The organism is uncultured Psychromonas sp., from assembly GCF_947489755.1.
Lineage (GTDB): Bacteria > Pseudomonadota > Gammaproteobacteria > Enterobacterales > Psychromonadaceae > Psychromonas.
Genome location: NZ_CANLFB010000008.1, coordinates 1 through 26114, shown reverse-complemented (window position 1 = coordinate 26114; position 26114 = coordinate 1). Strand labels below are relative to the sequence as shown.

Genomic DNA, 26114 nt, shown 5'->3' with positions numbered 1-26114 from the left:
GGAAAATTTAAAAAATAGGGTTAATCTTTTTTAAAGAAATGATGCTCTAAAAATCGATTACATAATGCCGGCACATTTTCTTCAGGTGATAATACAAAATCGACGAAGGCCTTTGCAATAGGCGATAAATGCTTACTTTCATGATGCACCAAAGACCAACTACCTTGCAGCGGAAAGTTTTCAATATTTAGCTCTACTAACACCCCGGCTGCCAACTCAAGCGTTACGCTGTGCTGTGAAACAACAGAAATACCAAGGTCCGCCATTACCGCCTGTTTAATCGTTTCACTATTACCCAAAGTCATATTTACTTTTAACTGTATATTATTGGCTTTTAATAATTGTTCAAAAGCTTTGCGTGTGCCAGAGCCTTGCTCTCGATGGATAAAAGCATGGTTCGCCAATTCAGTTAATGGGATATTCTTTTTTGCTGCAAGGGGGTGGTGAGGATTAGCAATGGCGATAATCGGATTATCAACAAATGAATGTTTAGCTAATGCCATGGTTTCAGGTACGAGCCCCATAATCACTAAATCGTCTTTGTTCTCTTGCAAACGTTGAATAATTTGCTCTCGGTTAACAATATCTAAGTGAAAATTAACCTTAGGGTGACGTTTATGAAAAGCCCCTAATAAATGTGGTGTAAAATATTTAGCACTGGTCACCGCTGACAAACGAAAGTCTCCGACGAGATCGCCTTTTAAACCACTTAATGTCATATCAATGTTATCAAAGCTGATAAACAACTCGTCACAAAATAATTTTAACTCTTTGCCTGCAGGCGTGAGATATAACGTTTTCCCAATTTTTTCAAATAAGAAAATATCTAAATTATTTTCCAATTGTTTTAATTGAATGCTGACAGCTGGCTGAGACAGGCCTAATTTATCTGCTGCTTTGGTATAATTCATGGAAATAGCAACTTGACGGAAAACTTTTAACTGATGAAGGGTAGCTCGCATAAACTGATCATTAACCTTTATTTATGGTAAAAATAAAATATATTAATTTTTATTAATGCAGTTTATCCTTTATTATCTGCAACATGTCAATAATAAGGAAAATTCAATGTTAGCTACTGATAAATTAATTGCAGGGTACCAACGTTTTCGTGAAGGATATTACAAGGACCATCAAGAGCAGTTATCCAAGCTATCCGAAGAAGGCCAATTCCCTAAAATAGCGATTGTTAGCTGTTCGGATTCTCGTGTAGAACCGACGTTGATATTGGATTGTGAGCCTGGTGACCTATTTGTTATACGTAACGTTGCAAATTTAGTGCCTCCTTGTGAAGATGACGATAATTATCACGGTACCAGTGCCGCACTTGAATTTGCTGTAACAGGACTTAAAGTAGAGAGTATTATTGTATTAGGTCATACACAATGTGGTGGCATAAAAGCATTGATGGATGGTGCAGGTAAAAAAGTGGATAAAAGCTTTATCTCAAAATGGATGATGCAGCTTGAAGATGTGCGTGACGAAATTTTAGCAGATACAGAAATAACTGAAAAAACACACCGTTATGACTGTTGTGAGAAAAAAGGTATTGAGCAATCATTAGAAAATCTAATGACCTTCCCTTGGATAAAAGAGCGAGTTGATGCAGGGGAATTAAAACTTCACGGCTGGCGCTATGATCTTTCTAGTTCTGAGCTATGTGCATTAGAAGAAAAAACAGGTCGTTTCTTCCAAATTAGTTAAACTAATCTAACTGATACATAAATATGAAATGTGTAAAGAGAAGAAGTACTGCTCTTTACACATTAAAGATCCATCAAATGAACCCCGCTTTTATTACAGTCTCTTAATATATTTGAACAGGTTTAAATAAATTAATCGTCATAACCGTCATCGTAACCATATTCACTATCTGAGTCATACTCGTCTTTATCAGCATTAATATATAAACCATCTTCTAGCTCTTCAAAACCAGCAGGCATCTGCATAATAAATTCATCAGCATCAACATCGAATGTTGCTACCACTTCAGGTAATTCATCAGTTTCAACATGAATGAAACGATACTGTTCACCCGATTGATTTGCATCTTCCCAAATAAAATCGTCTGCATCTAATGTAAATTCTTCTTCAGTATCTTCATTACGAATTGCATAAAAACCCATTAAAGCCATAACTTACTTTTCCTTATTAAACCTATTCAAAATAATCGTTCAATGTTTGATGACAACTTTAATAACAATTTTAATGACATCACCCAACAATTTCTCATCGCGCTACTTACATTACTCACCGCTCTACTTACATTAAAAGTAACAGTAAATATTAACATTCCACTTATATCTTACTAAAATATGTCAGGTCATTCATTGTGTCAAAAAATATATAACATTGATTAACGTGATTGTTTAATCAACCACCTTACCTCTTAACGCTTTGTTATTACCATTACGCTTTTTATCATCAACACGGCGCTTCTTAGCATTACGAGAAGGTTGTGTCGCTTTTCGTGATTTTTGTATTTTAACCGCGCTTAAAATGAGCTCTTTTAATCGACTTAATGCTTCATCACGATTTTTTTCTTGAGTACGGTGTACCTGCGCTTTCAGAACAATAACACCATCTTCAGTAATGCGATGATCGGATAAAGCTAACAAACGTTGTTTATAAAACTCAGGTAACGTAGAGCTTTTAACGTCAAAACGTAAATGTATCGCCGAGTTAACTTTATTAACGTTCTGTCCACCAGCACCTTGAGCGCGAATAGCGGTTAATTGTAACTGCCAATCGGCAATAATGACCCCTGCAGATATTTGTAATGGCATTAAGACTTGTTCTCCTTGATTGGATCTAGATAATGTTTTTGATAGATCTCTGCTGGCATATTTGAAATTTGAAAATCAATCATTTTATTGAACACGGCTAATAATGGAATATATTTATCTGTGTCATTTGAGAGCTCAGATAATAAATAATACCCTGCTTCAACGGTCGACAAACCATCTTCTCTTGGTGATTTACGTAGTCGATAATTACTTTTATTTTCAATATTAATCATGACTTTAGGCAAACGTTGTAAAAAAGGGTTGGTCATTAATAATTTGTAGGCTTTTTTCCAGCTACCATCGAGTAAAATGAACTGTGAATCTTTATTAATTTGTTGAGTTTGTTTTAACTCGCTAATTGAGCTCGCTTGCTCATCAGGAAAGACTAAGAATGTATTATTTAAATCAAACCCAGCAGCGTCAAAAAAATGCCCAACAGTCAACGTCACCTTAGATAAGGACAAATCAAGAATACGGGCAGTACCAATCGCTTTGTTTTGTTCACTCGGGTCTTGCAAAATATGCAAAAAGTGTTGATTATCAAGTGGGCAAATCGATCCACAAATACACGCAGATAACGCTTTGTTACACTGATTACAAAATGCTCTTTTACTCATGACTTGTTTCTACTTCTTTTAAGGTTTTCTAAATGCGTGCTGTATTAACCCATACTGTTATTATTTTGACGCTCAGTACACTACTGTTTATTTTCCAAGCAGACAGCCATCAATGGTTTGCATATTATCACAGCGCAATTGAAAAGGGCCAATTGTGGCGATTGGTCACTGCTCACTTTTGCCATACTAATGGCTACCACCTGCTACTTAACGGTATAGGATTAATCGTAGTTGTATCGTTATTTTTTGACACCTTTAAAAAGCAACTTTTACTACCTCTCTTATTATTCAGCGCAATATTTATTAGCTTATGCTTATTTTATCTTGAACCAACAATACAAGGCTACGTTGGCCTATCGGGTGTATTACATGGTTTGTTTGCATTCGGCGTGTGTGATGAACTAAGAAAGAAAGATAAATGGGGCATTATTCTAGGCATTGGTTTTATCGTCAAAATAGCTTTTGAACAATTAAATGGCCCAGCTGCGAGTACTGAATTATTAATTGGTGCAACAGTATTAATTAATGCGCATTTATACGGTGCTATTGCTGGGGTCGCTTATTTTTTATTTGCTCAGATTTGGCATTTTAGTAAAGTAAAATACTTAGCAAACACTTAGTTAATTTCTAACTAATAACCTGAACTCAAGTCATCAATAACGACTAAAAACAAAAAGGTAGCCGAAGCTACCTTTAAATGGCCGAACAAGGAGATCATGAGAGTAAAAACCAAGAATACTCAGCCATCTAACTCATTCAATAAAAACCTAATAAATCGTTAATACTAAATTATTGTTGTAACAGCGACAGCACGTTTTGAGTACTTGCATTTGCTTGAGACAACATTGATGTGCCAGCCTGTTGTAATATCTGTGCTTTACTCATATTTGATGTTTCAGCTGCAAAATCAGCATCTTGAATACGAGAGTTTGAAGCAGATAAGTTTTGAGATACATTCTCTAAATTAGAAATTGTTGAGTCTAAACGGTTTTGAATCGCACCTAAATTAGCACGTGATGCAGAGATAGTACCTAAGGCCGCATCGACTTTAGTAATAGTGTTTGATGCACTTTCCATGGTCGATACATTGGTACCTAAAGAATCAATCACTTTACCACCCATCTCTAATCCACCAGCAAACCCCATTGCCAACATAGCAGCATTACGTTCAATTTGAGTTCCTGCATTAGAAGAGATTTCAACACCTCTACCAGCTTCTGCAGAGTAAGTGTTACTTGTTAGGGTTACGCCGGTTTGATCGGTATAAGAATTAATATAATCCTCAAAAACAGCACCAGCAGGAGGAGTTGGGATCTCAACACCATTGATCGATATAGCAGCAGCTTCAGCAAAAACAGCAGGAGTTGATGTTCCAACAATAGAATCTGAACCATTAGCGGCTACAAACCCCATACTTGCAATTTCGCTTCCTGTAACCGCAATAGGACTATCATCTTCACTATCTAAAGCAAGATATCCGCCATAAATACCTGCTGTTACACCTGACTCACCAGTCACTCCACCAATAGTAATTGTCTGACCAGTATCATTGGTCATGATTAATTCACCATCATCACCTTTAGAGGCTGTTACACCTGCAACATCACGATTAACAGTATCAACAAGATTATCCATAGATGACGTAGCAGATAAGGTTACTGGTCCATTATTACCTACTTTAATTGTCATGGCACCTGTTGTTATACCCGTCACGGCAGTGCTTTCATGATCACCTTGTATGACATTATAGGCACTGGCTGTTACACCAGTTTCGGCTGACGTTAAATTAATTGCTTTAGCTATTTCAGGAGCGGTATCACTCGCAGGGTTCGGAATTGCAACACCATTTATTGCCGCTCCTACAAGAGAATCACCTGTAAGCGAAGTAGCCGTATCAATACGTCCGCCATTTAAATCAGTTTTATTTAAACCGCCGTTTAAACCAAGGTCATTTGCCGTTACAGAAGCAATATCGAACGTGAGTGTTTGGCCTGAGTTGGCGCCAATCTGCAATGTCGTTGAGCCAGTTGAGCCATCTAATAATTTTTTACCATTAAATTCTGTTGTTTCAGCGATACGATCAAGTTCGTTATGTAATTGATCAACCTCTTCCTGAATTGCAGTTCTATTTTCAGCAGAGTTTGTATCATTCGCTGATTGCACAGATAATTCACGCATACGTTGTAGAATATTGGTCATTTCACCCATCGCACCTTCAGCGGTTTGCGCCATTGAAATACCATCATTCGAATTACGTACTGCTTGAGTTAAACCGGTAATTTGTGATTGCATTGCCGTTGAAATAGCAAGGCCTGCGGCATCATCTTTCGCACTGTTAATACGAAGACCCGATGATAAACGTTCCATTGCTTCATTTTGTGTTGCTTGCGTTTTATTAAGCTGACGCTGCGCATTCAACGACATTATATTTGTATTAATAACTTGAGCCATGATGTTTTCCTTTTATTTCTTGGTAATCCTATTGAAAAATACGGCAATCAATTAAACAGTATTTATTGCCGTCAATTTTTACTCTCAACATTAACAATGCGATTAATGTGCCAACTTTTAGAAACAATTTAAACATTATAAATCAAACACTTAATTTAAAATAAAGCAGTCATATAAATGTCTTTCATTATATTTTTTAAAGTTAATTTAATTAAGCATAAAAAAAGAGGCAATAAATTGCCTCTTTTTAATAATCGTTCTAGTGGATTGGTAAGGGATAGCGGTAAATTAAATAAGCTTAAATAAACTTAAATTCTGTAACTGTACAAAAGTTTGTTGCGACACTTCCAACATACTATATTGCTGTTGATATTCACTGATTGCAGCAGCCATATCTAAATCTTCTAAATTAGATAATGTCCTTTGAACAATTAAATTAAAATCCAAGGTTGATTCGTACTGATTATCAATTGTTCTTAAACGTGCACCAACCGCACTCTGTGTACTTGTCACATTATCTAAGGCACCATCAATTTGTAATAAAGACATGTTGAATGCCGTATTCATCTGTGCAAGCGTCTTATCATCATTCCCAGGAATACGTAATGCATCGATGGCACTTTGAATGGTTGCAAAGATATCTTTCTCTTCACTCTGACGTAGCGTGAAAGCATCTCCATCTTCAACTTCACCTTTCAGTTGCGTTTTAATACCATTAAATGAAATCGCTTGATCTTCTTCATAAGGTGTCGGTGCTACAAACTGTGCGAATTCAAAACTATCACCGTCTTTTGGCTGGCCATTAACATCAATGGCAATACCATTAATAGTCAATGTTTGAGTATCTGAATTGTCTCCATCATAAACGCTAGACGATGTCTGACCATTTACTTGGATATAAAATTGATTGGTATCTGTTCCAGTTTCTATAAAATTAATAGCTACAGGGCCATTGATTGCGGGGTTAACACTATCTATACCTGCACCATTTAAATCAACACCACTAATATTAATATTCGCATTACCTGAGACGGCCGTTTCTTTTAAACCATAAACTGAATATTCTGGTCCATCATCAGTATCATTAATTGCAATGGTATAATCCTGATCAAGAAAATCACGGGCAGCATTTTCATCGATGATATTACCCGCACTAATAACCCCTCCTCCGGTGTTATTAGCACCAAGCTCTGAAATAAAGGTACCATTACCTTCAGCGACTTCCATGAATATTTTAGAGCCAGCATCATTAGCCTGGACTAAAACACCAGAGCCGATTCTATACGCTTTCTCGCCGCTATCACCGTGATACTCTACCTCACCAAATTCATTTTTTTGGAATGGCTGAGTATCGACTTCATAACCCGCATAAATAAATTGATTATTACCGTCTTTGGTATTTGCAACGCCCATCAATTCATCACGTAAACTTTCTAACTCAATCGCCACCGCATTACGGTCAGATTCATTTAAAGAGCCATTACTACCACTGACCATTAACTCTCTAACACGTTGTAAAATGTAGGTACTTTGGCTTAACGCAGTATCAGATAACTCATTCGAAGATTGAGCGGTTTCACCATTACTTATATATTGCTCGCCAATTGACAAGTCTTGCTTTAAACGTTGAATAGTCGCAATAGCAACAGGGTCATCACTGCCATTCATCACGCGTTTAGTGCTTGATAAGTGCAAGTTTTTTTCACTTAACGAAGCTTGTTGCTCCATCATTGAAGTAGTATTGCGCGTAAAAAACGTTTGTGATGAAATTCGCATATTGTCTCTCTTATTCCTTTTGAGCTTACGCTCACCTACACTTTAAAAAGCAAGAATCGCACCAAAAAAGAAGTATTATTTAACGTGAAGCTTGCAATAAGCTCTCAAAAACTTCGTTTGCTACCGTTATGACACGAGCAGAGGCACTATAGTATTGCTGATACAACATGAGGTTAGCGGCTTCTTCATCCATATTAACACCGCTTATATTTTGAATTCGTTCGAAAGATTGATCTTTTAGAATGGATGCGGATTGCATCGCAATATCAGCATTAGCGGTTTTAGCACCCACTTCAGATAACATATTATTATAAACATCTTGGAAACTTGCTTGATTACCGTTCATTACTTTAGCGTTCTGTAAATCAGTAATGGCTAACATATTTCGGTTATCCCCCTCTCCCGTTTCGTTGAACGTTAAAGTAACTTCATCATTAGCAACTGGAAACCCGGCTTTCATTTCAACTTCAACACCACCAGCAACAAAGACCGCTTTACCCGTCAATGGATCAACAGAAGTTGTTAGTTCAGTGTTATTCACTTGCGATCCATCTTTATCAAATAAGTTATATGCTATTTCACTGCTGCTGGTATTAGATGATATTTTGATGGTGAGAGGATGATCTTCATCCATATAATAGCGATCTGACTTATTATTAATGGCACTGACACGAAACTCAGCAGAGCCCGTATTACCTGTATTTGTAAAGGCTTTAATTTCAGCATCTGCGGCAGCTACTTTTTCAGGTTCATTCTCTTGTACAGAGGCTTCCATTGCACCATTACGTGTAGGACGTAGGGTAAACTCCTTTCCTTCTTCGAGAGGCGTTATGATTGAATCAATACCAATACTTATGCCTGCGCCAGGAATCGATACACGCGCTTCCGTTGATAAATCAGCAATAGAAACATCTTGAGATGCGCCCGTCGTCTTATTGGTAACGGTAAATGAAAGCGTGCTACCTGCCGTATATTCACTTACTTTTAATGTAAACTCATCGGCAGATAATTCACTTAAATCATCAATACGAACACTTAATATCGCTTTACCTAATCCATCATCGTGACTTAATACGCGTTTTTGCATTGATTGAGTGCTATTGATGTCATTAAAAATATCCGCGCCAATTTCTCCATTTAATGTTTGGCCCTCTTTTTGTTGTTCATTAATTGCATGAGTCAAACCAATGACACTTTGGCCTAATTGATTCATTGCCACTTCAAGGTCATTATCTCGGCTATTAAATAAAGCGGCAACACCAGATCCTAATTTATTACCATTAATAGCCGTCGCTTGACCATTAAAGTTTAATGCTAATTCTTTACGCGTAGGATCAGGGTCACCATTAACGGCAATAACAGATTGAGAAACATTCCCCATGACTAACCCTTGTCCACTACCAATAAATATGTTGACCATATTATTATCCGCTTCGACAACGGAGGTATTGACGTACTCACTTAATTCAGTGATAGCAAGGTTACGCTTATCTAATAAATCATTGGCATCGCCACCACTTGCCGATCCTGTAACAATAGATATTTGAGAGTTTAAACTAGCAATACTTTGTGCTAATTCTGTGATCACATCAGATGAATTTTCAATATCAGCATTAATGCTTTCGTATTGAGTTTTTAAATGACTATAAAGAGTGTTGTATTGATTAACCATGCTAGAAGCATCATTCAAGAACACATTTCGTGATTCTAATAAACTCGGATTATCAGCAACACTACTTAAAGAAGAGAACATATTTAAAATTGAAGTGGTTGCTGATGTACTATCACTTGATAGTAATAAATCCATTTGATTGGCTTGTGTATAGGTTTGCTCATAATAAGCATGGCTTGATGTATTAATTACATTTTCAGTAAAAGCAAACTGATCGTAAGCACGGTCAATACTACTTATTACAGAACCACTACCAATAAAGTTTGTACTTGATCGTTGCGCACCTGCAGCAGAGGTATCAACTGTTTGACGAGAATAACCTTCAGTACTGACATTACTAATGTTGTGACTGGTTGTTGCGAGACTAGCTTGTGAGCTATAAATACCCGAAAGTCCAATTTGTAATAGATCAGCCATTATTATCTCCCGCAACAACTGATTGGAAGCTGTTACTATTCATAATTTGTTTAATTTTTTCCGCATATTTAGGATCCGTTGCATAACCTGCCTGCTGCAATTCCTCAATATAACGTTCCGCGTTGTCGCCTTGCTGTAAAGCCTGCTCATAACGTTTATTATTACTAATGAAATCGGTGTAATCTTTAAAGCTTTCTTGCAGCCCTTGGTAAACTCGAAAGTTTGAACGGCGTTGAACACCAACCCCATCTTCAACTTCTAGACTGTTTTTATTAACACTTTCACCTTTCCAACCACCATGTGATTTGATATTAAAAAGATTGAAACTGCTTTCTTGTCCGGGTGTTTGTAGAATTTTTTTCCCCCAGCCAGTTTCTAAAGCGGACTGAGCGACGAGCACCTCTGGCGATACTCCTAATGCTTTAGCGGCTTTTTTAGCATAAGGTAATAAAGTTTCGATAAACGAAGAAGGTGAAGTGAAGTCGATTTTATGCGGGCCACTTGCAGCCGTTACATCAGAATTTTCAACTAAACCTTTGACAGCGCTTTTATTTAATTGAATTTGTTGTGACTGTTGCATTTGGTCAGGTGCTTTAAAGTTACTATTAACAACCTCTGGCTGTAAGCTCATCATTTGCTTCTGCTCTGCTTGATTCGGCATCGTTAACTGGTCTTGAGCTACCGACTGTGGGCGAACCATTGAAGTAGGATCTAATTGCCTAACTAATGCATCCGCCAGCCCTAATGTACCGTGGCGACTAATATCGACAGCTAGTTGCTTATCTTGCATATCAGTATAAAACTTTGTTTGTTGGTTATTAAAAGGGCTTTCAGTTTCAAAGGCTTCATTCGCTTGTCGCATCGATTTAATCAACATGCTCGCAAACATTGACTCAAACTGATTCGCTACTTCTCGAATCGTTTCTTTGTCATTTGTCTTGGTTTTTTGACGCAACTGCTCCAACCCTTGTAGATCAAAGTAGTTACTTGCCTGCGTTACTGTTTGATTGCTCATTAACAACCCCTATTATTACCATTACATAGATAAAGCAAAATAAGTGCCAAAATTCAGTTAGGAAGCAATAAGTAAGCATTTTCTGATTAATAATAAAGTAGTGGCGTTTTTTGCAGTAAAAGAGTGGCGTATCAAGTAGAATGCCTGCGATTTTTCCTCGGTACCTTTCACCTATTTATAAAATTATAAGGAATTAATATGCTTAACCCTGTTTTACTGGCGGTATGTCTGATGCTAATACTGTCAATGATGCGAATAAATGTAGTAATTGCACTGACATTAAGTGCTCTAGTAGGTGGTTTGACAGCAAATTTATCATTAGCCGAAACGATATCAGCTTTTGAAAGTGGTTTAGGCGGCGGCGCAACCATTGCTTTAAGTTATGCAATGTTAGGGGCTTTTGCCGTCGCAATTTCTAAATCAGGTATCACAGATTTATTATCACAAGCCATTATTAAACGTTTGAATGGTCAACAAACGCAACAAACCTCTACCGCCATAAAATATACTGTTTTCACTGTTATTTTATTAATGACTATTTCATCACAAAACATTATCCCGGTTCATATTGCATTTATTCCTATCTTAATTCCGCCTCTATTAGGTGTATTCAATAAACTACGTGTCGATAGACGTTTAACGGCTTGTATTTTAACCTTTGGTTTAGTCACTCCTTATATGGTTTTACCCGTTGGGTTCGGTGGTATTTTCTTAAACAATATTTTATTAAAGAATTTACACGACAACGGTTTAGACGTAACAGGAAACCAAGTGGCAAGTGCAATGATTTTACCGGCAATGGGTATGGTTGTTGGTTTGTTAATAGCGGTACTTATTAGCTACCGTAAACCGCGTATTTATCAAGAGAAAGTTGAGAATACAAACGCGGCTGAGTTTAAAGCCTTAAACATGCGTCATATCATCGTCGCGTTGGTTTCTATTGTGGCAACGTTAACGGTTCAATTAATGACCGGCTCAATGATTGTTGGTGCACTAGCCGGTTTTACTGTTTTTACACTCGGTGGCGTTATTGCCTGGAAAGAGACACATGATGTATTCACTAAAGGTGTTCACATGATGGCTATGATTGGTTTTATTATGATTGCAGCAGCAGGGTTTGCAGCGGTAATGAAAGCAACGGGCAGTGTTGATACATTAGTACAAGCCTTGTCTTCAGGTATCGGGGATAATAAATCGTTAGCTGCTCTATTAATGCTAATCATTGGTTTATTGGTAACAATGGGCATTGGCTCATCTTTCTCAACTATCCCAATCATTGCGACTATTTATGTACCGCTTGCTATCGCTTTTGGTTTCTCGCCTATGGCAATTATTGCCTTAGTCGGAACAGCGGCTGCATTAGGTGATGCCGGTTCTCCAGCATCAGATTCAACACTAGGCCCTACATCTGGACTTAATGCTGATGGCCAGCACGACCATATTAGAGATACGGTGATCCCTACTTTCTTACATTACAATTTGCCACTAATTGCATTTGGCTGGATAGCAGCGATGTCGTTATAAGCTATATTTATGTTTATGTTTAATTAACTCAAAAGATAAAAATAGGTTCAATATAACGCACTGAATATGTAGATATATTTCAAAGTAGCATATTAGAAAGAAAAAAGGGAAAGCCATTGGCTTTCCCTTTTTACATTTATTGATTAGATAATTTTCATTATGTTTAAACAGTTATGCTTAAAAAGTTATGTCAGCGGCTTTGAAGTTAATATAAATTAAGCAATAATTTATATTAAATAATAATTAACTCACCTTGTAATGCACCAGCTTGTTTTAATGCTTCTAAGATGGCCATCAAATCCCCAGGCGCTAAACCAACTTCATTAACGGCTCTAACTAAATCATTTAAGTTAATACCAGGATCAAACTGAAACATACGGCTATCTTCTTGAGTAATATTAATGGTGCTGTTATCAACCACTTCTGTATTACCATCTGCAAATGCATTAGGTTGAGCTACGGTTTTCTTTTCACCAATAGTGACACTGATGCCACCATGTGTAATCGCCGTTGGTAATAATCGAACATCTTGACCTATCACTATCGTTCCTGTGCGAGAGTTAACGATAATTTTGGCACTTGACCTTGCAGGTTTAAACTCTAAATTTTCTAACGTTGATAAATATGATACGCGTTGCGATATATTGCGTGGTGCTAATACTCTAACAGACGTAGCATCTAATAAACTCGCGGTATTTGGTCCAACCAAGTTATTAATGGTATCGGCCATTATTTTTGCAGTCGTAAAGTCTGCTTCATGTAAGTTAAAGGTAATTGTATCGCCTTGTGAGAATGGCGAAAGGATCTCACGTTCAACAATTGCACCGTTAGATATACGTCCTACCGTAGGCGTATTAATAACTACCTTAGAACCATCGGCTCCTTCAGCACCTAAACCACCAACAACGAGACTACCTTGGGCTAATGCGTAAACTTTACCATCGACCCCTTTTAAGAAGGTTTGCAATAACTCACCACCTCGTAAACTTTTAGCTTCACCAATTGCTGACACTGTAATGTCAATTTTCTGGCCTTGTTTTGTAAATGCTTTTAATTCTGCAGTGATAGCCACAGGCGCGACATTTTTAATTTTTAAGCTTTGCCCTTGTGGAATATTAATACCAAAATTTCTTAACATGGTAGAAAATGCTTGTTCAGTAAATTTACTGCTTTTTTCACCTGTACCAGGTAAACCAACCACTAAACCATAACCCACTAATTGGTTACTACGAACACCTTGAACACTTGCAAGGTCTTTAATTCGAGCGGCCTCAGCAACGTTAACAAATAGAACAAATGCGACAGTAAGACATGTAACTGAAAAGGATTGTACTATTTTACTTATTGATAATTGCATATTGCTCTCCTGCTTATACGCGAGTAACTGATACGATAAAATATTTAGAATGGCCAATAAGGACCAATAAAGAATGACGTTAACCACCCTTGTCATTGGGTATTTTCGACATCACCTGTACCACTAGATTGAAATAAAGATCCTTTAAGAACGACATTTAAATCAGCTTCTACAAGCTCTATCGGCGTATATTCAGGACGTGTTTCACTTGCTAACTAAGTCACTAAGTAAAACCAACTACATTCAATATTGATAAAAAAAGAAACCTTCCATATTAATCATGCGCTTATAATTGCTGACTAATGTAAGATAACATTTCATCCACAGCCGAAATTACTTTTGAGTTCATTTCATAAACTCGCTGGCTTTCAATCAAATTAACTAACTCTTCAGTCACATTCACATTAGAGGTTTCAAGCATACCTTGTCGTATAAAACCTAAACCATCTCCACCTGGAACACCTTCAATTGGAGCGCCTGATGCCCCTGTTTCAGAATATAAATTTTCACCTAATGGCTGTAAACCTGACGAGTTAATGAAGGCACTAACATTCAATTGCCCGACTACTTGATTCTCAGCTTGACCAGCAACCTTAACGGATACTTCACCTTCAGATCCGATACTAATGGATTGTGCGTTATCTGGAATTTGTATTTGTGGTACTAACGGGTAGCCTGAACCAGGTGTAACTAACGTCCCTTCTTCATTCAGCATAAACTCACCGTTTCGCGTAAATGCAGAGCTACCATCTGGCATCTCAATTTCAAAGAAACCGCGCCCATCGATCATTAAATCTAATGAGTTATTAGTGGTTAATGCGTTACCTTGGTCAAAGTTCTTCTGGACAGCAACGACTTTAGCGCCTGAACCAACCATTAAACCAGACGGTAGCTTCGTATTTTGTGTTGCATTTGCACCGGGCTGATTTACATTTTGATATAATAAATCTTCAAAAATTGCTCTGCTCTTTTTAAAACCGACAGTACTAGCATTCGCTAAGTTATTTGAAATGGTTGCAACGTTAGTTTGTTGCGCATCTAATCCTGTTTTACTTATCCATAAAGCGGAATGCATAATGTTCTCCTTAAATATTAACTAAATCGAATTAAACTACTTTTAATAGAGACTCTGAACTTTCATCTATTTCTTCTGCTTTTTTCATCATTTTTATTTGCATTTCAAAGCCTCGTTGTAAGTTTATTAGACTGGTTAATTCACTACTTAAATTCACATTTGATGCTTCCAATGCGCCGTTAGTAACGACAACGCCAGCTGAGAACTCTGTTTGTTGTCCATCGATACGACGAAATAAGCCATCGGAACTCCGCATCAAATCTTTGATATCAGGGTTTACTAATTTTAATTGTGCAATATTTTCCATTCCTTCTGGTGGAGCACCTTCAGGACGAACTTCGATCACACCATCTTTACGAATATTAAATTTTTCAATTGGCATCGGTATGTATATATTACTGCCAGTGTTATCTAAGACTTCTTTGCCGCTAGAATCAATTAAGAAACCATCCGCTGTTATATTAAAGTCACCGCTACGGGTTAACCCTTCATCGCCAGTATCAGATTTAACAACAAACCACCCTTCACCTTCGATAGCGACATCAAGTTCACGCCCAGTGCCATGTACGATACCACTGTCAAAATTTTGTCCAGGCGACTCAGCTAATGCAAAAACACGAGTTGGTAACCCTTCACCATGTACTTGCATGCTTCGCGCTTGTTCAAAACTAGCTTTAAAGCCTGTTTTGCTCGCATTTGCCAAGTTATTACTGTGAATAGCTAACGCATTCATGGTCTCTTTAGCGCCAGACATTGATACATAAAGAAAATTATCCATTTTACTTCCTTAACTATTAACTGTTGATGAATAACAGTGGCAAATATTGTTTGAGCATTTATTTTATAAACAGATAAATGCAATGCTTGTGCCAACAAACAGGGACAAGGAATTTATAATAAAGGTAAGGTTAAATAATGAAGAAAATACAGGAGGTTATAAAATAAGATTAAAAAAAATGCACCGAAGAAGGTGCATTTAAAAATAAAATATAAAAGTTAACGAATTTGTAAAATCGTTTCTTGTAATGAAGAACTAATTTCTAATGAACGCGAGTTCGCTTGAAAGTTACGTTGTGCAGTAATTAAGTCAACTAACTCTGTGGTTAAATCAACATTAGATTGCTCTAAAGCACCAGAGCTAATACTACCGAATGACCCCGATGCAGCTTCACCAGCAAGTGGCTCACCTGAATTTTGAGATTCATTCCAATTTGACCCATTTTGTGCCAAACCTTGTTCATTTCTAAAACGTACCATTGCCACTCGAGCAAGAGGATCAGAGGTACCGTTACTATAAGTCGCTTCGATCAATCCGTCACTACCAATTTCAATCCCCGTTAAACGCCCGACGGTTAACCCATCTTGTTCTAATGCCGTGACTTCAAATGCAGCCGAAAATTGAGTAGGATTTTGATAATTAATCGTAATGGCTTGTGTGCCATCAGCCCCTGCAGAAAGAATATCCGCACCGTCAACACCTAATGTTTCAAAGGCCAATTCAGTTGGGTTACTACCTTCATAAACACCATTTTCATCAAAGTTAAGCACAACACCATAATGCTCTTCTCCATCTGCGTTATAACTTGCAGAAATACCTGTTGTATCATCAAAAGCGCCATCTACATTGGTATCAACTAAATAATTTACAGGCGTCGTACTTTCAACTGGTTTGCCGTCCACGGTGACAAAAGAAACCCATTGGTTTGTACCTTCAGCTGAAGCACTTTCAGGTTTGACATAATACGTATTTAAAATATGAGCTTCACCTAATGAATCATAAATTGTTACTGATGTTGCATTATTATAAGTATCAGGATTATCAGGATCAAAATCAGCAAGGACTTTCGCTTCATCGCCAGCAGGCAAATTAAGGCTAATATCAATAGCTCCAGTTTTAACCGGTGTTCCCGCTGTCTCTGGTAGTTTAATCGGTTCTGTCGTCGCTAAACTTAATGATGATGAACTGCCATCTATATTCACAGGGAATGCTTGTAAAAAGTTACCGCTATTATCAACGATATAATTATCTGCATTTAGCTTGAAAGTGCCAGAACGAGTGTAACTTAAGTTACTATCATCAATGCCTGGTGATGTGGCAAAAAAACCACTACCAGTAATCGCTAAATCTAATGGGTTATCGGTAAACTTTAAGCTACCTTGGTGAAATTGTTGAGCAACAGCTGAAACCGATGCACCATCACCTACTTTTGTTTTACTATTAGAAAACAAAGAGTTGGCGTACACACTATCAAACTCAGCACGAGATTCTTTAAAACCTACTGTCGCTACGTTTGCAATGTTATTTGACGTTGTATCTAGATCTGTCTGTGCCGCTGAAATTCCGCTTAATGCAATATTAAATGACATAGTTATTCCCTCTAATTATATATTTTCTGCAACTTCAATTGCATCAGAAAGTTCAATTCCGCCTAGACCTTTAAGGTTTAAATAGACACTAGCTGAACCACCACCGAGACTGACACTTTCAACATGAGCATAGCTTGCTGTTGTCAGTTCTTCGCCGTTACCGTTTACTGTTCCATAAGCATTAAAAGTATAATTACCTTCTGGAGCAGGTTGGCCTTGTGAATCTAAACCATCCCAATCAAAGCGCTGATTACCTGCTCCGGTATCACCGACATCAATCGTTCGAATGACATTACCAGTGCTATCTTTAACTGAGACTAAAGTACTGTAAGCACCGGTTGTTGTGGTTAATGAACCAGAGGCTGTTCCACCTTCGGGTAAATACGTTTCATTACTGGGAATTAATACTTTCTTACCCACTAACGATGATGCTTCTAAAGCTTGACTAGAATTTAATACTTCTTTAATGCCCGCAAATTCAGTGCCTAAGGTGGCAATACCTTCCGCCGTCGTAAATGACGACATTTGAGATATCATTTCTGCATTCTCTACCGGTGAAAATGGGTCTTGATAAGCAAGCTGTTGAGATAGCAAAGAGAAAAAGTCTTCTTGATCCAGTTGTTGTTCAGAATCGATTTCCGAATTAGCTTTAACTTGATCGTCAGTTAATGGCTTCGTTAAGCTGAGTCCTGATGAAGTTATCGTCGTCATCTAATTATCCTTTACCAAGTTGTAAGGTGCGGCTTAGCATTTGTTTTGCTGCATCAGCAATTTGCACATTTGTTTGATATGAGCGAGAAGCACTAATCATATTAGCCATCTCCTCCATTACATTTACATTGGAGTGATATATAAAACCATTTTCATCGGCTTTAGGATGATTTGGAGCATACTCCTGGTTTAACTCAGCAGTGCTTTCTACAATACCTTGCACCTTGACTCCAACACTGCTATCTAAACCACCCATTGCACGGTTTAATTCTGCGGCAAATACAGGGTGTCGAGCTTTATAGGTTTCATCAATATTGCTACTAACACTGTTTGCGTTAGCTAAGTTACTGGCAGTCGTATTTAAACGCACAGATTGTGCACTCATACCACTTCCAGCTACATCTAATACTTTTAATAAACTCATAATAGTTCTCCTAACACGCTATTATTGGCCTTTTATCGCAGTGCGAAGCCCTGATATTTTACTGTTTAAAAAATCTAAACTAGCTTGATATTCCAAGCTATTCTTCATAAATAAGTTACGCTCAACTTCTAAATCAACGGAGTTACCATCACCAGTATCAGGTTGATTAGAGGCTCTGAATAACAAGCCATTTTGTGCCATTGAACTTGAGAAACCTGCATTATGGTAATTATCTGTACGGTTTAATGAAATCCCAGTGCCAGATTTTGCCGCATTTAAGGCATCTTTAAAGTTAATATCTTTTGCTTTGTAATTGGGTGTATCTGCATTTGAGATATTAGAGGCTAAAATTTCAGTACGGCGTGATCGAACGCCTAACGTATACTGATGAATGCCTAATGCTTTATCGAAGTTAATTGCCATAAGTTTCTCCTTTGATTATACAAATGCAAAGCATGTGCCAAAAAAATAAAAAGAAGAACGAAGCACGTTAAAAAGATAAAAAAATAACGATGTAAGCTTTTAAAAATGATTTTTTTCATTATTAGCATTTAATGTAGATAAAAATAACAATGATAGAGGCTAAGAGAATAGAGGTATCAGTTAAAAGGAGAATAGAAGTAGGGCTTAATTTCTTTAATGTGAGGCAGAAAAAATAAAGGGGCAATAATTGCCCCTTTATTCAACATAAATTAAGAATATTCATGTAAGTATCAGTAACCTCAGCTCTAGATAAGCAGAGCACTACAGCCCCCTATTTCTAGGAATTTCAGCGTTAAATTATCTCTCAATAATTTGCCTTGAACTACGTAAAAATAACGACGCTGTACAGTCAAAAATATAATCTTATGATGTTAAATATAATGCCGCTTTCATTAACCAGCATTGAGGTTAAGTGTTTTATTTAGCTTTTAACTTATAAATAATACCAGGATTACAACGCACCATCTCAAATTTATCAGTTAATCCATTTAATGACTCTGAAGCACCAAGTATAAGATAGCCGTCAGGGTTTAAAGCATTAGCAAACTGATTCAATATTTGAGATTTAACATCATTTGAGAAGTAAATAAGTACATTACGACAAAAAATCAAATCAAATTTCCCAAGGCCGGCATAACTATCTAATAGATTCAAACGCTTAAAAGAAGTCAATTTTTTGACCTCTGGCTTAACCTGCATTTTATTCATAAGGCCATCAACCGGGATAAAAAACTGACGCTTTCGACCTTCCGATAGACCTCGAGATAAAGCCAATGAATCATATTGCCCAAGATTACATTGATTAAGCATTGAATCAGAAATATCTGTTCCAGTGATTTTTATATTTAAATTATTCATCGGTTTTATTTTGTCATATTCAATTGCACACATTGCAATTGAATAAGCTTCTTGACCTGAAGAGCTAGCCGCAGACCATACCTTTAGGTTTCTTTTTGTTTTAAGAAACTCTGGGAATAACTTAGTGGTCAACAATTCAAAAGGATAAACATCACGAAACCATAACGTTTCATTGGTGGTCATCGCATCAACAACTGAATTACGTAACTGATTATTGTGGCCAGTAATCACCTTTTCAATTAAATCCGGTAAACTCGGAAAATCAAATTGAGAAACTAATGGAGTTAAACGACTTTTTACAAGATATTGTTTATTTTCACCTAATACGATGCCACATTGCTTCTCTAAAAAAGAAGCAAATTTCTTGTAAAGATCATCAGAAAAAATTCTCACTAAATATTACCCATATTGCATTGTTACCTTTAAATAGACAGACTTCATTTTATCAATAAGACAAGATAAAATGGAAAACTGGTAACAATGTCACCAACTACATTTGATTATATATTAACCTTTATTCAACATCGAAATTAATCACTTTCTGAACTGAAATTGCTAGTTCATCAGGATTAAATTTTGCAATAAAGTCATTTGCCCCTACTTTTTCAACCATCGCTTGATTAAAAATACCACTCAAAGAGGTATGTAAAATAATATACAAATCTTTCATATCAGGGTGTGATTTTATTTCTGATGTTAACGTATACCCATCCATTTCAGGCATTTCTACATCTGAAATCATTAATGCATACTTTTCAAATACAGGTTGAGTCTTAGACACTTCTTTTAACATTTCAAGCGCCTCTTTACCATTTTTAGCCAAATCACACTCAAGTCCAAGAGCGGTGAGTGTACGTTGAATTTGTTTACGAGCAACAGAAGAATCATCCGCAACCAAAATACGTTTATTTTTCATATTATTGATAGTGACTTCTGTTGTTACTTCTGTATTAACAGGTGCAATTTCATCAAGTACTTTTTCAACATCTAACACTTCAACTAAACGATTATCAACTTCAGTCACGGCCGTTAAGTAACTGTATCGACTACTACCTGTTGGTGGGGGTAAAATATCTTCCCAGTTAATATTAATAATACGTTCAACCGAACCGACTAAAAAGCCTTGAACAGATCGATTATATTCAGTGACAATAATAAAACGGTTTTCAATATCATCTATTGCTCGTCCTCCTGTTGCTAAATTCAAGTCAATAATTGAAATAGCTTGTCCACGAACATAGGCAACACCACGAATCGATCCATTCAATTTAGGTAATACAGTAAGAGGAGGACACTGTAAGACTTCTCTTACTTTAAATACGTTAATACCATAGCGTTGAATCCCACCTAACTTGAAAAGCAATAGCTCAAGCCTGTTTTGCCCTACCAACTGAGTACGTTGATTTACTGAGTCTAAAACTCCTGCCATATTCTATCCCTTTTTGTTATGGTTATTTTTTCAAAAATAGTTTTATAATCTTTTACGACGTAAAATACACATAAAACAAGTTAACTTAAATAAGGTAACTACATTGTTTCGATTTACTTTAATGATACTAAGTCTAGTCTCTTCTTACAGTCTAGCAGATAATAACTACTCTAAAGAGATAGAAAATTTTGCTGAAGCACTCGTTTTTGACAAATATCAGGAAACTTTCGAAATAACTGGTGAGCAAAAGTTATATATAAAGGCAATACCTATCACGGATCGCGTCACTTTCTCTCAATGTTTAGTACCATTACAAGGCCATATCGTAGGCGATAAAATAAAAAGTAAAACGGCAGTTAAAGTTTCTTGCGACGACGCTACACCGTGGGATTTATACATCCGAGTAAAAGCGCAAACATTAATCCCCTTAATTATTAGTAGCCGCCCGATTAGTAAAGGTGAAGTACTGAGCAATAAAAACATAGAACTTATTTATAAAGATAAAACTCGAGTTAGAGGCAGTACCTTTACTAATGCTCAAACATTGAGAGGCGTTCGTTTAAAAAGAAACATATCTTCTAAGAAAAGTATTCGACATAGAGATATTTGTTATGTTTGCGAAGGAGACAAAGTAACGATTACAGCTAACAAATCAGGGTTAATAATAAAAGCCTCGGGTATTGCATTAAGCGATGGTAATATAGGCAGTACAGTAAGAGTTGAAAACTCACGAACGCAACGTATTGTTGTTGGTACCGTTTACGCTCTAAAAGAAGTGCAAGTCACTTTTTAAAAGCAATTTTTAACTAAAGTTATCAACATTTCTGCCGATACATTAATTATGTAGACTAATTGGAATACGATTATGAGTATAAATATCAACCGTCAAGCACCTCAAAGCAACCTTAATATAGACCAAAATAAAGCACAAAAACAAGGTAATGCAAGTGCGACAGACAATACGAGTAAAGTAAATTCGAATAAAGACTCTGTGCAATTAACATCACAAGCTGTGAGTTTAAATAATATGCAAAAACAAACGTCTAGTGAGTCACAAGTAGATATGAAACGTGTTGAAACGCTCAAGGCGGCAATATTAAATGGTGATTATAAAATTAATTCAGAAAAATTAGCTAATAATATTGGTAAATTTGAAACAGACTTTAATAATGCATATTCAAGTTAATGCCATAACTTAAAAGAATATAAAATGCTGACAGAACAACTTTCACAACTATTAGAATCCATTCAAGTATTACAAAATCTACTTGAAGAAGAAAAATTGTGCTTAAAAGAAAAGTCCTTCGAAAATCTAAATACACTTCTTTTTAATAAACAAAAATTACTGCAAAAAATTAATAGTAGTAATCAAGCTATCAGCACAAAAAATAACTTAGCCGTTATAGAGCAAGATCCTGCCTTATCCATTTTAAAACAAGATGTTGTGAATCAATTAATAGCATGTCAAAAAAACAACGAAATTAACGGCCGCTTAATTGAACTGAGTATGAAAAGTAATAAGCATTTAATGCAGCTACTTACTCAGGCTAAAGGTAAGAATAGCATTACCTATGACCAAAAAGGACTGCTAAATAGCGGAAGTTTATTAGGCAACAATATTGAAGCTTAACGGTTTTTATTACAGTATATTAAATATCAGTTAAGATATTAAATGCATAAAAAATGCGAGCAGCTTAGCTCGCATTTTTTATGTATTACTTTTACATATTGAGTATTAAAATACTTTAATAATAGACTTGGCTTTGCACTTTAATGACATCATCAGGGTTTGCAAACTCAGCCTTTTTTACAAACGGCAAGATAGTCATATTTAAACCTAATTCAGTAATATACAAATCACTCTCATGATAAGTTCGTATCACCTTAGCTCCCCTAACAAGCCCTTTCACTTTTGTTTTAAGCCTACCACTTTGTAATTGATAATCCTGAACACTATTTTCAGAACTTAGCATCACTCCATAGACTTGTTCTGCTAACTCTTTATAAGCTTCCAATTTAGAAGCCTTAATTGCATTTAACATTTTAATATCATCAGTCGCTCCCATTTGAGCAGACATAGTCGCATAACCTACCGAAACGAACTCATATTCATCAATATCTTTAACGGGCTCTTTATGAACGACACACCCTGATAAGATCAACAACAAACCGGACAATATGCTCAAAGTAAATGCTCTATGGCCATATTGATTTGATTTAAGCATAGTTTGCTCCTTAATAATGATTAAATGGCCAAAATTGCCAAATGATGAATGCTTTTTAAATAATGCAATAAACGCACCCAAACTTAAATTAATAAACAATATAATTTAATCGAGTTAATATAACGATTAAAGTTTCATTTAATAGTTTATAAAAGCCATAAAGTAATAAAGTAATAAACGTTAAAAAATAAAAAAACAGACCGAAGTCTGCTTTATAAATACGATTTTTATTACCTATTATTCCGTTACTCAACTAGTCGAACAAGTGCTCGCTGGCTATCACGTTCGCTATTACGTGTTATATAGCGTTTAGGCGTATAGTCATAGCGTCCGCCAACAAATATTCTATGTGGAAGAAAAGCACTACTTGTCGATTCGACAACATGGCTAGTAGCATTCACAATACGTACATTGACGATAACACCTTCCTCATTTCTAGATAAAGTGCCCGTTAATATTTTGCTCACATCGACATCTTTTTGAAGTTTTTTCCAATTTCTTGTCATACCGAATTCACCGTTTTCGGTCACTTGAATATTTCCCATTAACTTATAATCGATCACTTGTAACTTTCTAATATGTAACTCATGAAAAAACTGTTCTGAAATAGTTTGCCCTAACCAACTAGTATTATTGTGATCATTTAAATCAACAAGCGACGTAAGTGCAATAGATTCTCGATCAAAAGGGGATTCATAATTATAAAGTAACTGCTCTGCCATTTTACTGACGACCTCTGACAATATAAGTGATTTTTTACCACTAAAAGTATAAAGGTGACCATAACGACTCGAGTCTGTCTTAACATCTGCTTGGCTGCGATCTTCATTATTGAGATCCCCTCCACTAAATGAATGAGCGACATAATAATAAAGGTAATTATCGTTTGAGGTTGCTCTCTCGATGGCTGAAATAGCAGCAGACTCTTGATGCCATGGAGAGTGATATGATGCACAACCTTGTAACACCATAATCAATGTAGAAATAATAAATAATTTTTTCATTAAAGCCTGCCTTGGTAATAAATTTTATTCTATAAATATTATCGGCAATAATAACCAAAGCTTTAGGATATTAATCATAAAGTAGTAAAAAACACCATTAAAAAACAACTTGGGAATATGGAAAAGAAGAATAGGTAGATTTAAATAGCAAACACTTTTGAGAATACAGCGGTGGAAAATCTATATTAAAAGCTTTAGCCTAGCCAATATAAATATTTCTCAACATATACAGTGTATTGTTTCACGAGCCGTATCGTAATGGCATAAAGTAATAATATAAGAATCAATCTTGGTGAAAAAAATTTACAAAAGATATGCTAGTTGAACTCTATTATTCAAGTAACTTTAAAGATCGATTTAGTATGCAAAGGAAGTTTTCAACTATTGCTAAATAAGCAATGCAAATAATAGAAATACATGAAAATAGTCTAGAGTTAACGACTTTATATGATTCTCTTTAAGTAATATTCAAATCAATGATATTGCGACTATTAAATCAATACACTAATTATGTATAATATATCTTGTATTAATAATACGACAACTCATTTCATATTACAGATGAGTTGTCATCTCTCTATAGCTCAACAGGATAGAGCACCCGCCTCCTAAGCGGATGATCGGGGTTCGAGTCCCTGTGGGGAGACCATACAAAACTTAGCTTTAACTGTTTAATTTAAAACTGAGGTAGCTTAATTGTAAAATAACGACTAAACCCTCATTTAAAAAATTAACAACATATCATTCCAACCTACACCACCATGGGTAGAAGCAGACTTCCCTTGATGATTAAATCCATGTTTTTGATAGAAGCTAACTAAATGGTCTTTACAAGTTAAAACGATCCCAACTAGCCCTCTTGATTTGCTAACATCAATTAAGTGTTCAGTTAATAAACCTGCATATCCATTTCCTTGATAGTTTGGTGCAACTACTAAGCCAAATACTGTTTGATATTTTCCATTAGGACAATGTAAAGAAGAGTTTGAATAAAGCTCGTCCGGTAGCTCAGGGCTATCATTGATACATCCATTTATATGGCCAACAATTTCTTCATTTATTTCTAAAACAAAGAAACATTCAGAAAAAGCCTGAAATCGTTCGTAAAATATAGCTAAAGTAGCAGCCTCTGCTTCAGGGAATCCTAAGCTTTCAATTTCAGCAATACGTACAATATCTTCTCTAGTTGCTTGACGTAAATTTTTCACAGACACCCCATATTTAAACATCTCAAATATAATGTATAACTTTAATCCTAAGATAAATACATTATAAGAGAAGGAATTATAATCACAAATAAAGCGTTAAAACGAACAACCCAACTGAGTTTAGTCAACAGAGGTTGTTTGTGCATGTAAAGTATAGCAAGCTCCACCGCTCATCAACCTTGCCAGCCTGCTATCAACGTAGCCCATCTGTCATTATTAAACGCTTTAAACGAAAAAATCCCTGCTGACGTCAGTCAACAGGGATTGTTCGTATTAGGCGCTTGGCAATGACCTACTTTCACATGAGGAGACCTCACACTATCATCGGCGCAGCTGCGTTTCACTTCTGAGTTCGGCATGGGATCAGGTGGTACCACAGCGCTATTATCGCCAAGCAAAAACTTTTTAAAGCTTAGGCTTCTTCGAGCTTTAAATTGTTTTGGCCGGTAGGCTATTAACGGTTTTTTGTTAATCGCCGTAAGGCAACAATCTAAATCTCTATAAAAAATAAATTAGAAAAGCTGTTTGATATGTTCTAATTAAACTGTTCGTTATCAAGTAAAATCTATGTAAATACACTTCACAAGCGCTAGTTTAAAGAGATTCCACTCTATGTGTCTTGGTAAACACCAACACCACTTAGGTGTTGTATGGTTAAGCCTCACGGGTAATTAGTACAAGTTAGCTCAATACATTACTGCACTTACACACCTTG

26 protein-coding genes, 1 tRNA gene and 1 rRNA gene are annotated in these 26114 nt (G+C 36.2%); 7 read left to right on the top strand and 21 right to left on the bottom strand.

What is annotated here, in order from left to right:
- Positions 1-20: 20 nt before the first annotated feature.
- The gene (locus Q0794_RS06215) at positions 21-962 is read right to left on the bottom strand and encodes a LysR family transcriptional regulator (RefSeq protein ID WP_298940886.1); all 942 of its coding nucleotides are present in this window, start codon (positions 960-962) and stop codon (positions 21-23) included.
- A gap of 106 nt (positions 963-1068) precedes the next feature.
- Here Q0794_RS06215 and Q0794_RS06210 point away from each other — a divergent pair, with 106 nt between their 5' ends.
- Positions 1069-1704 carry a carbonic anhydrase gene (locus Q0794_RS06210; RefSeq protein ID WP_298940885.1) on the top strand — a complete coding sequence of 212 codons (636 nt, stop codon included), beginning with the start codon at positions 1069-1071 and terminating at the stop codon, positions 1702-1704.
- Positions 1705-1835: 131 nt separating this feature from the next.
- Here Q0794_RS06210 and Q0794_RS06205 read toward each other — a convergent pair whose 3' ends face one another.
- The 3 genes from Q0794_RS06205 to Q0794_RS06195 form a co-directional block, all read right to left on the bottom strand.
- Positions 1836-2135 carry a hypothetical protein gene (locus tag Q0794_RS06205; protein WP_298940884.1) on the bottom strand — a complete coding sequence of 100 codons (300 nt, stop codon included), beginning with the start codon at positions 2133-2135 and terminating at the stop codon, positions 1836-1838.
- Positions 2136-2369: 234 nt separating this feature from the next.
- A complete protein-coding gene (arfB, locus tag Q0794_RS06200) occupies positions 2370-2786 on the bottom strand; it encodes an alternative ribosome rescue aminoacyl-tRNA hydrolase ArfB (protein ID WP_025562521.1) in 417 nt (138 codons plus the stop codon).
- The gene (locus tag Q0794_RS06195) at positions 2786-3403 is read right to left on the bottom strand and encodes a tRNA-uridine aminocarboxypropyltransferase (protein ID WP_298940883.1); all 618 of its coding nucleotides are present in this window, start codon (positions 3401-3403) and stop codon (positions 2786-2788) included. Before Q0794_RS06195 ends, arfB begins: the two co-directional genes overlap by 1 nt.
- Positions 3404-3435: 32 nt before the next feature.
- Between Q0794_RS06195 and rrtA the strand changes: the two genes are divergently transcribed.
- Positions 3436-4023 (top strand): rhombosortase, encoded by a 588-nt coding sequence (gene rrtA, locus Q0794_RS06190; RefSeq protein ID WP_298940882.1) that lies wholly within the window; start codon positions 3436-3438, stop codon positions 4021-4023.
- Between the two features lie 169 nt (positions 4024-4192).
- Here rrtA and Q0794_RS06185 read toward each other — a convergent pair whose 3' ends face one another.
- The 4 genes from Q0794_RS06185 to flgJ form a co-directional block, all read right to left on the bottom strand.
- Positions 4193-5854, bottom strand: coding sequence for a flagellin (locus Q0794_RS06185; RefSeq protein ID WP_298940881.1), 1662 nt, complete (start codon positions 5852-5854; stop codon positions 4193-4195).
- A 288-nt stretch (positions 5855-6142) separates the two neighbouring features.
- Positions 6143-7630 (bottom strand): flagellar hook-associated protein FlgL, encoded by a 1488-nt coding sequence (gene flgL, locus Q0794_RS06180; RefSeq protein ID WP_298940880.1) that lies wholly within the window; start codon positions 7628-7630, stop codon positions 6143-6145.
- 79 nt (positions 7631-7709) lie between these two features.
- Entirely contained in the window at positions 7710-9719 is a 2010-nt protein-coding gene (gene flgK / locus Q0794_RS06175; RefSeq protein WP_298940879.1) for a flagellar hook-associated protein FlgK, read from the bottom strand.
- A complete protein-coding gene (gene flgJ, locus Q0794_RS06170; protein WP_298940878.1) occupies positions 9712-10734 on the bottom strand; it encodes a flagellar assembly peptidoglycan hydrolase FlgJ in 1023 nt (340 codons plus the stop codon). The genes flgK and flgJ overlap by 8 nt, the downstream gene beginning before the upstream one ends.
- 198 nt (positions 10735-10932) lie before the next feature.
- Here flgJ and Q0794_RS06165 point away from each other — a divergent pair, with 198 nt between their 5' ends.
- The gene (locus Q0794_RS06165; RefSeq protein WP_298940877.1) at positions 10933-12258 is read left to right on the top strand and encodes a Na+/H+ antiporter family protein; all 1326 of its coding nucleotides are present in this window, start codon (positions 10933-10935) and stop codon (positions 12256-12258) included.
- 232 nt (positions 12259-12490) lie between these two features.
- Here Q0794_RS06165 and Q0794_RS06160 read toward each other — a convergent pair whose 3' ends face one another.
- From Q0794_RS06160 to Q0794_RS06120, 9 genes are all read right to left on the bottom strand, one after another.
- Positions 12491-13615 carry a flagellar basal body P-ring protein FlgI gene (locus tag Q0794_RS06160; protein ID WP_298940876.1) on the bottom strand — a complete coding sequence of 375 codons (1125 nt, stop codon included), beginning with the start codon at positions 13613-13615 and terminating at the stop codon, positions 12491-12493.
- 286 nt (positions 13616-13901) lie between these two features.
- On the bottom strand, positions 13902-14690 hold the full coding sequence (gene flgG, locus Q0794_RS06155; protein WP_298940875.1) for a flagellar basal-body rod protein FlgG: 789 nt from the start codon (positions 14688-14690) through the stop codon (positions 13902-13904).
- Between the two features lie 31 nt (positions 14691-14721).
- Positions 14722-15468 (bottom strand): flagellar basal body rod protein FlgF, encoded by a 747-nt coding sequence (locus Q0794_RS06150; RefSeq protein WP_298940874.1) that lies wholly within the window; start codon positions 15466-15468, stop codon positions 14722-14724.
- Positions 15469-15686: 218 nt separating this feature from the next.
- Positions 15687-17057, bottom strand: a complete 1371-nt coding sequence (flgE, locus tag Q0794_RS06145) for a flagellar hook protein FlgE (RefSeq protein ID WP_298940873.1) — start codon at positions 17055-17057, stop codon at positions 15687-15689.
- 15 nt (positions 17058-17072) lie between these two features.
- Positions 17073-17768, bottom strand: a complete 696-nt coding sequence (locus tag Q0794_RS06140) for a flagellar hook assembly protein FlgD (protein WP_298940872.1) — start codon at positions 17766-17768, stop codon at positions 17073-17075.
- 4 nt (positions 17769-17772) lie between these two features.
- Entirely contained in the window at positions 17773-18192 is a 420-nt protein-coding gene (gene flgC, locus Q0794_RS06135; RefSeq protein ID WP_298940871.1) for a flagellar basal body rod protein FlgC, read from the bottom strand.
- Between the two features lie 21 nt (positions 18193-18213).
- The gene (gene flgB / locus Q0794_RS06130) at positions 18214-18615 is read right to left on the bottom strand and encodes a flagellar basal body rod protein FlgB (RefSeq protein ID WP_298940870.1); all 402 of its coding nucleotides are present in this window, start codon (positions 18613-18615) and stop codon (positions 18214-18216) included.
- Between the two features lie 477 nt (positions 18616-19092).
- Positions 19093-19926, bottom strand: coding sequence for a protein-glutamate O-methyltransferase (locus tag Q0794_RS06125; protein ID WP_298940869.1), 834 nt, complete (start codon positions 19924-19926; stop codon positions 19093-19095).
- Between the two features lie 121 nt (positions 19927-20047).
- Entirely contained in the window at positions 20048-20962 is a 915-nt protein-coding gene (locus tag Q0794_RS06120; protein WP_298940868.1) for a chemotaxis protein CheV, read from the bottom strand.
- A 103-nt stretch (positions 20963-21065) separates the two neighbouring features.
- Here Q0794_RS06120 and flgA point away from each other — a divergent pair, with 103 nt between their 5' ends.
- The 3 genes from flgA to Q0794_RS06105 all read left to right on the top strand — a co-directional run bounded on the left by flgA (position 21066) and on the right by Q0794_RS06105 (position 22592).
- A complete protein-coding gene (flgA, locus tag Q0794_RS06115) occupies positions 21066-21755 on the top strand; it encodes a flagellar basal body P-ring formation chaperone FlgA (RefSeq protein WP_298940867.1) in 690 nt (229 codons plus the stop codon).
- Positions 21756-21827: 72 nt separating this feature from the next.
- Entirely contained in the window at positions 21828-22148 is a 321-nt protein-coding gene (flgM, locus tag Q0794_RS06110; RefSeq protein ID WP_298940866.1) for a flagellar biosynthesis anti-sigma factor FlgM, read from the top strand.
- Between the two features lie 24 nt (positions 22149-22172).
- Entirely contained in the window at positions 22173-22592 is a 420-nt protein-coding gene (locus tag Q0794_RS06105) for a flagella synthesis protein FlgN (protein WP_298940865.1), read from the top strand.
- 115 nt (positions 22593-22707) lie between these two features.
- On the opposite strand, the gene Q0794_RS06100 is transcribed toward Q0794_RS06105, so the two are convergent.
- On the bottom strand, positions 22708-23187 hold the full coding sequence (locus Q0794_RS06100; protein WP_298940864.1) for a hypothetical protein: 480 nt from the start codon (positions 23185-23187) through the stop codon (positions 22708-22710).
- 245 nt (positions 23188-23432) lie between these two features.
- Positions 23433-24191, bottom strand: a complete 759-nt coding sequence (locus Q0794_RS06095) for a FlgO family outer membrane protein (RefSeq protein ID WP_298940863.1) — start codon at positions 24189-24191, stop codon at positions 23433-23435.
- Positions 24192-24764: 573 nt separating this feature from the next.
- On the opposite strand from Q0794_RS06095, the gene Q0794_RS06090 reads away from it, so the two are divergent.
- Positions 24765-24840 (top strand) — tRNA-Arg (locus Q0794_RS06090).
- A gap of 73 nt (positions 24841-24913) precedes the next feature.
- Here Q0794_RS06090 and Q0794_RS06085 read toward each other — a convergent pair.
- The gene (locus tag Q0794_RS06085; RefSeq protein ID WP_298940862.1) at positions 24914-25399 is read right to left on the bottom strand and encodes a GNAT family N-acetyltransferase; all 486 of its coding nucleotides are present in this window, start codon (positions 25397-25399) and stop codon (positions 24914-24916) included.
- Between the two features lie 279 nt (positions 25400-25678).
- A 5S ribosomal RNA gene (gene rrf, locus Q0794_RS06080) occupies positions 25679-25794 on the bottom strand.
- Positions 25795-26114 lie beyond the last annotated feature (320 nt).

Excerpts from the sequence above, each read along its gene's own strand:
- Q0794_RS06210 (WP_298940885.1), top strand. The coding sequence starts at position 1,069 with ATGTTAGCTACTGATAAATTAATTGCAGGGTACCAACGTTTTCGTGAA.
- flgM (WP_298940866.1), top strand. The coding sequence starts at position 21,828 with ATGAGTATAAATATCAACCGTCAAGCACCTCAAAGCAACCTTAATATA.
- flgE (WP_298940873.1), bottom strand. The coding sequence starts at position 17,057 with ATGTCATTTAATATTGCATTAAGCGGAATTTCAGCGGCACAGACAGAT.
- Q0794_RS06160 (WP_298940876.1), bottom strand. The coding sequence starts at position 13,615 with ATGCAATTATCAATAAGTAAAATAGTACAATCCTTTTCAGTTACATGT.
- flgL (WP_298940880.1), bottom strand. The coding sequence starts at position 7,630 with ATGCGAATTTCATCACAAACGTTTTTTACGCGCAATACTACTTCAATG.
- Q0794_RS06215 (WP_298940886.1), bottom strand. The coding sequence starts at position 962 with ATGCGAGCTACCCTTCATCAGTTAAAAGTTTTCCGTCAAGTTGCTATT.
- Q0794_RS06120 (WP_298940868.1), bottom strand. The coding sequence starts at position 20,962 with ATGGCAGGAGTTTTAGACTCAGTAAATCAACGTACTCAGTTGGTAGGG.
- flgJ (WP_298940878.1), bottom strand. The coding sequence starts at position 10,734 with ATGAGCAATCAAACAGTAACGCAGGCAAGTAACTACTTTGATCTACAA.
- rrtA (WP_298940882.1), top strand. The coding sequence starts at position 3,436 with ATGCGTGCTGTATTAACCCATACTGTTATTATTTTGACGCTCAGTACA.
- arfB (WP_025562521.1), bottom strand. The coding sequence starts at position 2,786 with ATGCCATTACAAATATCTGCAGGGGTCATTATTGCCGATTGGCAGTTA.
- Q0794_RS06150 (WP_298940874.1), bottom strand. The coding sequence starts at position 15,468 with ATGGATAATTTTCTTTATGTATCAATGTCTGGCGCTAAAGAGACCATG.
- flgG (WP_298940875.1), bottom strand. The coding sequence starts at position 14,690 with ATGCATTCCGCTTTATGGATAAGTAAAACAGGATTAGATGCGCAACAA.
- Q0794_RS06195 (WP_298940883.1), bottom strand. The coding sequence starts at position 3,403 with ATGAGTAAAAGAGCATTTTGTAATCAGTGTAACAAAGCGTTATCTGCG.
- Q0794_RS06165 (WP_298940877.1), top strand. The coding sequence starts at position 10,933 with ATGCTTAACCCTGTTTTACTGGCGGTATGTCTGATGCTAATACTGTCA.
- Q0794_RS06140 (WP_298940872.1), bottom strand. The coding sequence starts at position 17,768 with ATGACGACGATAACTTCATCAGGACTCAGCTTAACGAAGCCATTAACT.
- flgK (WP_298940879.1), bottom strand. The coding sequence starts at position 9,719 with ATGGCTGATCTATTACAAATTGGACTTTCGGGTATTTATAGCTCACAA.
- flgB (WP_298940870.1), bottom strand. The coding sequence starts at position 18,615 with ATGGCAATTAACTTCGATAAAGCATTAGGCATTCATCAGTATACGTTA.
- Q0794_RS06095 (WP_298940863.1), bottom strand. The coding sequence starts at position 24,191 with ATGAAAAAATTATTTATTATTTCTACATTGATTATGGTGTTACAAGGT.
- Q0794_RS06100 (WP_298940864.1), bottom strand. The coding sequence starts at position 23,187 with ATGCTTAAATCAAATCAATATGGCCATAGAGCATTTACTTTGAGCATA.
- Q0794_RS06105 (WP_298940865.1), top strand. The coding sequence starts at position 22,173 with ATGCTGACAGAACAACTTTCACAACTATTAGAATCCATTCAAGTATTA.
- Q0794_RS06185 (WP_298940881.1), bottom strand. The coding sequence starts at position 5,854 with ATGGCTCAAGTTATTAATACAAATATAATGTCGTTGAATGCGCAGCGT.
- flgC (WP_298940871.1), bottom strand. The coding sequence starts at position 18,192 with ATGAGTTTATTAAAAGTATTAGATGTAGCTGGAAGTGGTATGAGTGCA.
- Q0794_RS06205 (WP_298940884.1), bottom strand. The coding sequence starts at position 2,135 with ATGGCTTTAATGGGTTTTTATGCAATTCGTAATGAAGATACTGAAGAA.